Genomic DNA, 12,557 nt, shown 5'->3' with positions numbered 1-12,557 from the left:
GACCCTGCCCGGGCAATCTCCAGGAATCAAGTCGGCATGCCGGAGTTCATTTCGCGGCGACGGGTCTCTGAATAGGCATCACTTCATCAAGAAGCAGTTTAATCTATCCGGACTGGAGAAAAAAGAATGCCGGATAAAATAGGATGGATGCGCGATGGTTTGGGGCGTGTGGGACTTGTGATGACTCAGCGATGTATGGATAGTTTAGGGTATTAGATACGTTTTCGCTGGCTGGAGGAGAGTTGTGATTCGCGATACCGATACCCTACGAACAGAAAGTCAGATTTTGATGCGCCATTCGGCTTAGGCACGTGGAACGGTCCCAAAGATATCATTACGACACACTCTTGCGTCGGGTGCAACAGTCGGCGAATCGCTCCAGTACGGTGGTCGTCCAGGTCCGGTAGTGCCGCATCATCACGGGCGTTTTGGATCGAATGGTCTCCGCACGGTCATCCGGAAACAAGCTCAGGTCTTTGGCGTTTTCGGGGTGGGACAGCCAGGCGTCGATCATTTCGACGGTCATCTCAGGATGGAATTGCAGTCCCCAGGCGTGGGTACCGAATCGAAACGCTTGGTGGCGACACTGCGGACCGAAAGCCAACAAAACGGCCCCTTGCGGAAGGTCGAACGTGTCGCCGTGCCATTGGAACGTGACCAATTCGCCCGGTAGCCCCAGGAACAAGGCATCATCGCCGGACGCTTCGGTAAGATGAATGTCGTACCAACCGATTTCCTTAACGGCGTTGGGATAGACGCGGGCACCCAGCGTTTTGGCGAGTAGTTGAGCACCGAGGCAAATGCCGAGAATGGGCACCTGGCAGGTCAGGGCCTGTTGGATCCATTGAATTTCTTTTTTCAGGAAGGGATGGGTCCGCGTTTCATCGACGTTCATCGGTCCGCCCAAAACTACCAGGCCGACGATGCCGCCCCAGTCCATGCTCTTCGGAACGTCCGCATAGAGGTGCGCCACTTGGACGGCCAAACCGGACGCACGAAAGATATCGTTGAGTGTCCCGAGGTTTTCCTGAGGTGCCTGTTGAAAAACGACGACGCGAGTCACGCTGACTGTCTCCGCATAATATCGGCGTATTCGTGGGGAAACGGCAAGTGCCAATGGTCAGAAAGCGTCGTCTCGCAAATCTAGTGCCAAGCGGGGCGGGATTTGAAGTCCCGTCCCACATCGCCGATTCGAACAGCAAGTCTTTCTTCCCCGATTTTTAGGGATTCCGCTCGCTGTAGAACGACAATTCCCAGTCATGAAGACGCCCGCCTGGGGGTGACTCGTGCCGCCAACGCGAGACGAAACCGTTTCTATGTCGCGATGTTTCGGCGAGCGTCCCGGGGTCACGGCTTGGGTGTGTGGCCGAGGGTGCTTCCCAGCCCGGAGGCCTTGCTCGACGTGGCGGCGCCGGAATGCTGCACGATGATAGGCACCACTGCCTCATTGTTAGGCACTGGCCGCCATCGTGGCCGCAATAGTAAGTAGATTCCCAAACCGATGAATACCCACCCCACGAAGGGCGGGTTCATCCAGAGCCACCAAGTGACGCCGAAGAAAACCACGATCGGATGCGGGAACCTCATGAGCCATTGCTCTAAGGCACCGGTAATCCGTCGGGGAACCCACGGGCTCAATAGCAGGAGCAAGGCGATCGGGATAATGAGCAAGACGAGTCGGCCTTGGTCGGCGAAGGCGGAGGGGGGAACCACGAACGATAACTCGCGTGGGTATTCCGTTGCCGTCCCGTACTCCGCGTCTCCGCCGAGACTTTCGTAGAAGCCGCGTTCCAGAAAACCGTGGACGGTTTCGTTGAACATGGGCGAGGCAACGAGGACCGGTTCCTGGGGGAGTTCGCGAAAAACTTGCCGACTTTTCTCCAGCACTCGGGAGGCGGACAATTCGAGGTTGGCCAGTCGCGTCTCTGCGGAAGGCCCCTGTTGCAAGCCCTTGCCATGCAACAGGACGAAGGCCCTGGCCGCTTGCCGTGCCGATTCGAAGGCTTCCCTCCAAAACTCGAATCGACGTTCTGTTTCTTCGTTGGCTTCGGAGGGATTTTCCAGCAACTCGGACATCCGATCGAGACATGCCCGCGCCGAGGCCGAGTAGTATTCCCAAGCCGAAACGGCAGTGAATCGAGCGGAATCCAAGGAGGGGCGTCGGGGATCACCGAGGACCGCGAAGACGCACGATTCGATCGGAACGTCGAACTGAGGCAAGGCCAACCAAGCCGAACCGTCGGCGGTGTTCGCGGTGTTGAACGGTCCCTCGAAGACGAGAGTCAGCAGTCGGACGCGCGGCGTGCGGGGAAGCGGAATGCCGACCTGTCGCGGGGATGTTGTGGCGTGTATCGGCAAGGGATTTCCCTCTTGCCAGGCCTGAAGAAGGCGTCCGCCGGTGGGTAGGTCCACTCGCAGTTCGCGCCAATCGCCGACGTCGATGTGAAGATCGAATACCGCCAGGAAGCGGTCCGCGCCGGTCGGTCGCAAGATCACATCGGCGAAAGGGATCCGCGCCGGTCGAGTTCGTGCGGGAAGGACCACGACGCGGTCCGCGCTGTCCGCAAGATCGGCGGGCGTGAGGCGATAGCCGCGATACTCGGGCAGGGGCAGGCCGGAAAAGCCCGCCACCTCTTGAATCGCAGCGGAATCCAGTTCGACCGCCTCATCCTCCAAAGAGCATTCCAGCGGTAAGAGAAGGACGGTGTCCTCGAAGATCACATCTTCCAGTTGGGGTAAAGGGACCACGAGCCGTCCGCCGGAATCGAGTTGCAATTCCGCCTGGGTTTGCACGGCAGCGGTTCCCGACCAGGGAGTCGCCGCGATGATGCGATACGCGGAGGCTTCCCCGTTTTCCGCCGGGAGGACGCTTGCCCCTTCAGCGGTCGGTATCCCGGCTATACTTCCCGAGGGAACGATCCAGCGAAGCTCGCTTGCGGTACCGCCTTCAATCAAGAGCGGGAACATCGCTTGCAGCATCCAGCGGTCTTGCTTTCGCTGCAAGATCAGAATGCGTTTTCCTCGAATGACGGGATCGTTGGGGCGAACGGCCAGTTCAACCTCCACGCCTTGCGGATCGCGCGAGGCAAGGGTGACGACGGGGACGTCCGGCGAGGTTTGCGAGACGGGAGGCAGGTTCGGTTCGGCGCTCAAGCCGTTGACGCGGCGGACTTCAGCCCAGGTGTCCGGCGAACGGTAGATGTTCCAGCTCGACGTTCGGAGTCGCGCGTCGAGAAGTTCCGGTCTGGGCACGGAGAAAGGCCCGTTGGAAGGGTGGGTTGTTTCGGCCTCGAGGACGATTCTCCGGTCGCCCGGATATTCTCGGTCGTTCCAAAGCAGAATGATGCTTGAATCGGCGATGCGGACGGGGCGCTCGGAGGCACCGTAATAAAGAGAAACCCGTCGCAGTCGCAATTCGGCGGGGATGCGTAGTCGAAAATAGCTGCGCGGCTCGCGGTCCGTCGGAATCAGGAATTGCCAGCGCAGAAGGGCGCGACGCCGTTCGACGCGGACTTGTACCGATTCATCGGCGACAAGCTCGGGCAGGAGGGGAGCAGCCACCGCCGCCCAATAAGTTCGCCCGGTGGAAGCTTGGTACGCCGCCGCCAAATCGGCCCCGGCCTCGGGCCACATTTCGGTAACGGCGGTCGTCGGGATCGAGTCCCAACCGCGAATGTCGTCCGGTTGAATCCGGATGCCGGCATCCACGGCGACCGCCAACCGGCGACTGCTGATGGAACCGTCGAGCAACGTGACGGTCGGCAAAGTGATGCGGCCCCAACCTCCGCCTTCCTTGAGCTGAAACGTCAAATGCAGATTGGTGCTTTCCGTGATGGGTTGCGGGAAGTCAATTTGCAGGACCGGTCGAGTCGGAGAATCCGATAAAAGTTGGGCGATGGGCTGATCGGGGCCTTCGGCGCCGAGCCATTGCAAACCCGGTTCGAACGTTGCCCGGATGCGATTCAGTCGCCCGTCCACGACGCGAATCCGCCAGTACACGTCCAAGACGGCGCCCGCCGGGGTGATGCGGAGTCGGCTCAATTCGTCCGCCTCGCATATCCCTCCGGCGAGCAGCGAGGGGCGATCGTACCAGCGAAGCACGATGACTTCGGCCGCTCCCAAATCGACGGACCAATGCGTTCCCTCCGGATCTCGCTTAGCCGCCCCGACCGCGCCTACGGCCTCGATCTGGGCGATGTCCGGCGAGATCGCCAGTTCGATTCGGGCATCGGCGACGGGCGGCACGCGGACGCGGACGCCGGAATAGGATTCGCCCAACTGCGAACTGAGCTGGATTCGGGTTTGAATGCGGTGGCGACCGGCCTGGGGGATCAAGCACCGAATCACGTTCCCCTCCACGGCGGCGGCGACCGGTCGGCCGTCCAGAAAGATGCCGCCCGACACCGTTCCCTCTTGTTCTCCGCCGACGCGAATTTCGATTTCCACGTCGGGCTTGAAGGTCTCGCACTCCCAGACTGCTTGCAGTTCGGGCAAGACGTATTTCGCCGCTTCCATTCCCGGTACCAAGCTCCCGCGATACTCGGCGGACAGCAGCAACCAAGCGGCCACGCTTTGCGATCGAACGTTCTTTCTCCGCTGGAGTTCTCGATAGAAGTCTTCCGAGATGTAAACCTCTTTTCCGACGGGGTTTCCCTGTTCATCGGTCGGTATGAACACGCGATACGCAGGTCGTGCCGCAACGGGCGGGGAGGGGGGCGTGGCGGGATTGGCCGGCGGCGTTTCGAAGGGGGAGAAGTTTGAGGAATCGTCCGATAGCGGAGATGCCTCGGAGACGGTCACGAAGCGCGCCGCGGAGGCGTTCCTTGAGGTCGCGAAGCCGAGGTACCGCACCGGGGCGACAGGCTGTTCCTCGGCGAGGGCAGCCTCTCCCGCCCGAGCGGTTTTCAACCCGCTCAAGCAAATAGCGGCGATCAGCAGCATCTTGGAGACGGTGCTCGCGGTTTGGCACGCGCCCTTAGCAGCGGAAGCCTTGCGAAGTCCGCCGAAAGGGAGAAGCAGCACGGCCACCAAACCGAGAACCGCTCCCAAAAACATGCCCGAAACCGGCGGCGCCAAGACATCCGGCACGAACAATTCGGCGATCACGCACGCCGCCGCCAAGAACCACATTACTCGCGGGCGATTGCGAATCAGCGTGACGCAGACGGCAAAAGTAAGGAGCAAAGCGATCCAACGCGCGGAATCCACGAAGGCTCGCGGTATCAACCAAAGCGTCGTACCGGAGGGGATCGTTACGGACGAACTCGCCGGAAGCTTCGCCCGCCATCCGCTGGAAATGGGAATCTGAAAGGGAAGCGCGCCGCGATCCAATGCACCGCGTTCCGGTTGCTCGGTTTTTTCTTCCAACCCAGGCAGTTCATTCCAGACTCGAATCCGGCAAATGCCGCCGTTGCCGTCTTGAATCGCGGCTTGTTCGAAGCGCTCCCACCAATCGCTGTGGGCGACGAGCTTGAAAAGCGGCGGGCGGCTCCAGGTCAGATTGTCGCCGTCGCGGAGAAAAGGTAGCTGCTCCCGGGCGGTCAGCGTCACCGCTCGGCGACCTATGAGCAGGATCAACCCCAAATCCTCCAAGACTTGCCTGCCGAGGGCCAAGTCATCGGATTCTTGTGATACGGCCTGCCGAATCCGATCGATCGCGGCCTGTGGAATGGGCGACCACGGTCGCACTCCCACTCGCTCCAACATCGCGGCGTCGGCCAGGAACAAGACGGCTCGCGTGGAAGGAGGCCGGCCATGAGCGGCCTCGATCAAGGAATCCGAGAAGAGCATTCCCCAAGTGACGGGTTGCGATCGCGACCGGGCACCGTCCGCCGATGATCCCCTGTCGAGCATGGGCGCAGTCGCGGGGGCGGCACGTGATGCGGAGGTCGCGGGAGTGGCGGCGGAGGGCGCGAACGACTGCCGACACTGTCGCCCGAGTTCCAATAACAAATTATCCGCTTTGCGAACTGCGGCGTCCGGCGGCGCGCCGGTCGCGGAAAACAGCACCTGGTTGATTTCCTCCAAGATCAACAGCGGACGATCCTCCGGTCGCCTCAGCGGTCCCAGCAGTCGCCGCGGCAACGCGGTCCAACGCTGATTCAGGCGGGTCAAGTCATTCGGGAAAACGGCCTCTATGTCCGGCGGGACGAATAGCACCCAACGTACGGACGCCACGGGAAATAGAGGCGCAGGGACCGCCGGTTGCGACCGCTTGATGACGCCGCCCTCTTGGCCCGGTTGTTCGCATTCCAGTTCCACCATCAACACCGGTTGATCGGGCACGGTGTCCAAGGTCAACTGCCGGTCGCCGTTTTCGTCGCGAATGTCCCAACGCACGGGGCGGTCGTTGATCTTGGCGGAGATGATCCGCATGTCCGGCGCGGCCTCGGGCAGTTTCCAGCGAAGATTGCCGGCGTAAAGACGATCGACTCGGGTGCGGATAATGTGGCGGAACCTGCCCGACCCATCGACGGCGCTGAGGACGACGCACTGATCGGCCCAGGTGTTTCCAGGCGGTGATTCGCCGGGCGTGACGACGATGCCGGGGGCTCCGCGGCCTCCGCGCATTCCGTTCGTCTTGGTTGCCGTATAAGCGAATGTTCCCGCCCAGAGAAAACCTTCCGGCGGCTCTTCAAGAACGACTGGCAAGGTTTCCAAGCCGCGGACCGTCAGCCCTGCTTCAAATCCCTCCCTTTGGAACAGTTCCACGGTGACCGGTGCGTCGGGATCGTCGATGAAAAAGGGGAGCGAGAGATGGCCCGGTGCGAAGGGACCTGCTCGGGAAGCCAGAAGCGTGAAATCCCCCTCGCTTTCCTCCGGTAGATCGATCTCCCACACGGAAGCCGTCGATGCGCCCGCGTCGCCCACGCTTGGGCTTTCCGCCTCGTCGCTCGGTAGGCGAGCACTCGGAGGAGCGATCGATCGGGCTTGGCACGGCACAAAGGTGCTGTCCGACAGCCGCATGCGCCATTCGGTGTGCGGGGCGGCGGGGATCGCGCCCGCGAAACCGATCCGCAGGGGACCTCCGTCGGACGCCTCCCGCCGACCAAAAACGCGGATGCTTTGCCGGATCGTGTCGCCGTCGAGCAGGATACGACAGGCGGCCTGCACGTCATGGTGGACGGTCCGCGGTAGAAGTCTCAAGACGTAATCTCGGCTTTCGGCGGTCGCATCGCGGATTTTGAGGTCCGCGGTCGGAGCCAGGAACTCCTCCAAGGCCGGCACCTCCAAAGGCCGCTCGTGATCGAGTTTTCCCTCGCCGCGCAGTTGCCAATGTCTCGCCAAATCAGCGGTCAAGGTAACGTTCAAGGAGTGGCTTCCGCCCATCTCCGCGGCTTGGAGATCGAAGGGAACCAAGTCGCCGGAAGAGAGTTGGTGCGGCGGCGGACCGTTCCAGGGTCGGTGCGCGGTCAAACGCAGGAGGGCGGGTTGTTCGGGTACCAGTGCTCGATTCCACCGTGTGCGGAGGATGCCGCGTCCGTCGGGTTGGGTTTCGATCGCCCAATCCGCCAAGCCGTTGGGTTCGACGGACTCCACGCGCTGCGGCACCCAGCCTTCCGCCAGCGGCAACGTCCAGGTCCAGACGGCGCCGCGGTCGTTTTCGCAGTAAACCAGGGCGTCCGCCGATACGTCATCCGCTCCCCATTGCGTTCGCGTCGCGCTGCTGCAAGTGATCGCCGGACTGAACGCGCGGAGATCGATTCCGATTTTGGCGCGGGGATCGAAGCAATTCAGTTGAATCAAACGCCCGCCGGGATCGGATGGCAGTGGGGAGGATTGGGTTACCCGCCCTCCTTGAGTCGTCAAGTCCACGACCTCCAGCGGAGCACGCACGATCAATTCCACGCGACTGGATCGGCGGGCGAATCCGGCCGCGCTGAGGACCGGCAATTCGAATCGACGATCGGTCCAAAGGGGCATCACCGCTTGGATGCGCAGGATGCGGTCTCGGCCCTCAATCGGCGACTCGGGCCGAATGATCAGTCTTCCCGGCGAACCGTCGTCCGTATGCTCTTCCGACCACCGCGGTTCGTTCCCGGCCAAAACGACGCCCGTCACCCGGACTCCCGGCGGCAAGGCGATGGAAAGCTCCGTGAGAGGCTCTCCCGTCACGCTGATGGACCATTGCCACATCAGATCGAGGCCGCCCAGCGAGCAATCGAAAGCCGCTTCTTCGGCGTACTCCGCTTGAGGAACGGAGTGATCCGAAATTTGGGGTCGGACGACGATAAGGTCCAATTCGGCACCGGCGGCGAAGGCGATATGGACGACGTTGCGACTATCCGTGCCGCCTTGGCCGGCGATAACCGCCCCTCCTTCGATTCGCTCCAGTCGGAGCGCTTCGGGCAGAAACAGTTCCAGTTCACCCCGCAGCGAGGGCGGAAAGCGAAGTTCGAATTTCAGGGTCCCGTCCGGTTGTTTGCGCCCCCCGGCGGACCAACCGAATCGCAAGGTACCGCTCTTCGTGACCCAGAGTTGCGTCCCCCCCTGGGGCGCAATGCCCAGAACGGCTTGGCGGTCCGCGGAATCTTCCCAGACCGGATCGCGAATCGCGATATTGGTCGGTTCGAAAGAAAGAATTGCCGGATCCGTATCTCGGAGAACCACTTCCAGACGGGCATCTTCTCCTCGCAAGGATTCCCCGTCCAAAACGGCCGAATAACGCGCTGCCGCCACATATGTCCGAACCGGGTCTTCCAAGGCGGAACGATTCAATAGATTCAGCAAGGCCTCGAATTCGTCCTGGGCCATGGGATAGTAGGGAACGCGGTCCCGGATGGCATCCATGTCGCCGAGCGGCACGAATACGCGCCGAAATCGCAAGGGCGGCAGCGGAGCGACGGACGGAGATTCGACGGCGGTTGAGGAGGTCGCGATCGCTGCGAAAGCGGAGGCACCGCGAATCGAGGTCATGGTCGCAAAGAAGAAACATGAAAAGGAGAGCAGCCATGCCGCCGTCAAGTGCGCGGCCGAGACGCGGACGACGCGGCGATCGACGATCTCCGACCTCATGGCGCCGACTCCGCCTTGGTATCTGCGGCGACCATTTCGGCGGGGCGAGGCTGGGCCTGACAGACGACGGTATCCGCCGCACTCCGTTCTTCGGATACGTCCCATCCGGATTGCTCGAGTCGCGGACCCGCCAGACTTCGTTGCAGCATCCAGGCCGTCACCGCCAAGGCGGCGCCGAAGGCCGACGCCTGGGCCACCAGCACGCCCCAATCCGCTCGAACCGCGAAAAAGCCCAAAACGACCGTCAACAACAGCCAGGCGAACCAGGGGTGACGAACGGCGGGGGCATAGAGCCACAACAAACCCAAGGCCAAAACGATACCGGAGCAGACCGTTACCAGCCACGTTCGGCGAACGATCAACACGCGACTGACATCCACGGGATGCAAGGAGCTGAAAAGATAGCGATTGGCCCGCAACGGAGTCTGCCGGGATTCCGTCGCCGATCCGATCCAGGCTTCCAGATCCGCTTCGGAAAGGCTGGGTCGACGGACCCAACCGGATCCCTGCCACTCCCAACGATACTCCGCCACCCATCCCTGTCCGACGGACAAAAAGTGCTCCGTAGGCGGAAGGATGAGTTCCCAGTACCAATTCCTGCCGTAGGCTTCCGGGCCGAGTCGGGGAAACTCCAGGCGTTGGCGTCCCCAACCCAAATCGACCCGGGGCAGTTCATACCAGATTTCCAAAAAATGCGTCACCGGTCGGTTGCCCTCGGCGGGGGCTTCCAAGGGAATGATCAAGCCCTTGGGCGTGGGGGCCGAGACTTGCGTAGGCTTGCCGTCCAATAAGACTTGGACGGCCTCCCAGCGCGTGCCGCGGGGCAAGGCCAGTTCCACATTGTTCAATTTGGTTCGGAAGCGGAAGACGGCCCGTTCTTGTCGCCCAATCGGGTCCAGCCACGTCTGTATCCATGCGCGATCGATCGCGACCATACGGGCGGACGGCGACCTTATCCAAGCGATGCGTACCGAATCCACGGGGCCTGTCGCGGAGAAGAAGGATACTCCGCCGGAATCCTGCGCGAGAATCGCGTCATCGTTGACGCTCCACGGAGGTTGCACCTGCCGCCAAGCAACGTCGTCATCCATTTGCAGCGACAGCGATTGGCGCACGTCCGTCGCATCCAAGGGTTGGACCAGAGGCAGAACCCACTCCCCTTCCTTGGCGTTCGAATCCTGGGGCAGTGCGACCGTGTACTGAAGACTGACGCCGGAATCTCCCAGCACGGCGGCGGGGAGGGGGATTTCGATCACCGTCGCCGGCGTCGCCTGATCCTCGCTTCCGTCGGCGCCGGTTGGGGTCGCATCACCGCGCGCGATCACGGTGGACGAGTCCAACGGAATCCGCCGTCGATCCAGCAGAACCGACAATCCCGCCGTCGGCACCGATGCCGGAACCGCGAGTCGCCACGGTTGCGTTCGCGGTTCGTACGCCACCTGAAAACGGATCTGCTGCTCGATGTTGGCTCGATCGGCCTCCACGGTGATGTGCGTGGATATCTGAGCGCGGACTTCCTGCGCATGCGTTTTCCAGTCCGCAACCAAGACCGCCGGATTCTTTTGCACGCGAAAGAGTTGGGCGCTCTTGCCGCGGTCGCCGTTGCCGCCGGTGACGAGGCTCGTCAGCCCCACGCATTCGGACGGTCGGGGCGTCCATTGCACATTGGTTGCCGGTATGACCACCAATTCAGCGGGCACGACCACATCGGCCCGCGGCGAAGGGAGACTCAACTTCAAGGGCTGTTCGTCGGAGCGATGATCGCGGTGCAACTTGAGGGTGACTTCGAGCTTTCCCATCACCCGTTGCTGAAGAGAAAACGTGGTCACGCCGTCTTTTTCGATGATTCCCTCAGGCGGGATCACGGAGGACGGAACGATTTCGTCCAAGACCCAATCGTAGAGTTCCACCGCGAAGGAACTGCTTTCCGCCCCACGAACTTCGTAACTCAGATTCACTTCGGCATCGGTTCGCGCGGCGCCGACCTCTAAGCGGTACCTGGGGGTAACCGTGACATGGCTTCGTCGCGGGACCGGGGTGACGCTCAAATCGAAGGGGAAACCGAAGTACTCGAACGCGAACGAGGCCTCCGCTCCCCCGACCAACCGTTTGGGTTCGACTTGCCGGACGCCCTGAGAATTTCCCCACAAGAGGAGCAAATCGTTCGGTACAACCAGACCGATTCGCCCTGTCTGCCGGACGGCTCCGAGTACCTCGAATCCGGCGAGCGGTACCGGGGAGTCGGCCTCCGAAGCGGGTCGTTGCGCGGTCAAACGGATTTCCACCGGGCCGGTGACGGGGCGTTCCGCCGCCAGTTCCACCACCTTGCCGCCCGCAGCGCCGTTGGCTTGCGCGCCCTGCATCACGCGAAAGGCGGTGCTCACTCCGTCGGCGGTCACCAGATCGCATTCGGGCGGCAGCTTTACCACGATTCTTTCCAAGGGACCGCCGTAGGTTTTGACCGACAGGCGAGCATCGAAGGCCACCTTCCCGGACCCGAATCGCACCAAGGTTTCGCCGTCCACCTCCACAGCGGTGCCGCCCTCGGCCTGCTTGGAGCGATCCTCCTGCCAAGCGATCTTGAGGGCGGGACCCAGTCCGACCAGTTCCAACCGGGAACCGCCCGCAGGCAGGGAATCCACTTGCAGGATGCCGCTGCCCCCGCGATTGGTCGCAAGGAGCGGCGATTCGGGAATGTCGAGTTGCAACCGAGAGACTGCCGCATCCGGCAAACTGAGCGAAAGCCCTCGCTCGTTCCCTAAGTCCTCAACGGGTACCAACAGTTCGAGACGAATGACGTGATCCTGAGCGGGATCCCCGCGGAGATAGGCCGTGTAGTCCCAGCCCGGCCGATTGGGGATGATCCACATCTCGCCGCCGCCTTGGTATTCCGGCGGGCTAAGGGGAACCGCCTCGCCCATTCGCAGGGGTACGCGAACCGTTTCCGCGTCCTTGACGCGGAGCGAGATGACGGCGGTCAATCTGGCGACGGCGCCTTCGGTTTTCCCCGTCAATTGGATCTCGTTGATCACGAACCGCGGCGTAGAATCGGTCTGAACCAGCCCGTCGCGAATGCGGACCAGTTGCTCGAACTGTTCCATTGTCCAGCCGAGCATGAGTTTCAGATTGCCATCGGCATCGCGGATGTAGATTTGTTCGGGCTGCGCCTCTTGCACGACGGGACCGGTGATTGGAGGTCCGGTGCGCGGGGGCGGCGTGGGCGGTGTTGCAGGCTGGGGAGGCGGGCTCGTTCCTTCCGGGTTTTCGGCAGAACCGCCGCCCGGCGGAAGCGAACCGGGCCCCGGGGCGTCCTCTCCGAACACACCCTGCACGATCCCGAGCAGGACCGAAAACTCGCCGCACAGCCCCGCCTTTTGAAGTGGAAGCGACTCACTGGGGCGGGGACGCTCCGGCGTCAGCCCGAACGCTCCCAGGACAAAAAGCGCGCCAACGAAAGCGCGGAACGCCGCCCTTCGGTTGTGAATAGCAGACGGCTTCCTCACGAAGTCGCGGATCTGTCTGAGGATCGACTCGCAATCCAA

At 62.2% G+C, this 12,557-nt stretch carries 3 protein-coding genes; all 3 read right to left on the bottom strand.

All coding sequences use genetic code 11. The features are described 5' to 3' along the window. Positions 1-334 precede the first annotated feature (334 nt). Positions 335-1,063 (bottom strand): type 1 glutamine amidotransferase, encoded by a 729-nt coding sequence (locus ACYQ6J_RS10640; RefSeq protein ID WP_460184164.1) that lies wholly within the window; start codon positions 1,061-1,063, stop codon positions 335-337. Positions 1,064-1,347: 284 nt separating this feature from the next. Continuing rightward, positions 1,348-9,015, bottom strand: a complete 7,668-nt coding sequence (locus ACYQ6J_RS10635) for a hypothetical protein (RefSeq protein ID WP_460184163.1) — start codon at positions 9,013-9,015, stop codon at positions 1,348-1,350. Further along, positions 9,012-12,518, bottom strand: coding sequence for a hypothetical protein (locus ACYQ6J_RS10630; RefSeq protein ID WP_460184162.1), 3,507 nt, complete (start codon positions 12,516-12,518; stop codon positions 9,012-9,014). Before ACYQ6J_RS10630 ends, ACYQ6J_RS10635 begins: the two co-directional genes overlap by 4 nt. Positions 12,519-12,557: the final 39 nt, after the last annotated feature.

This window comes from Thermopirellula anaerolimosa, from assembly GCF_054657335.1.
This window is presented reverse-complemented; position numbering and strand designations above follow the sequence as displayed.

Coding starts and splice junctions, on each gene's coding strand:
- ACYQ6J_RS10635 (WP_460184163.1), bottom strand. CDS start 9,015: ATGAGGTCGGAGATCGTCGATCGCCGCGTCGTCCGCGTCTCGGCCGCG.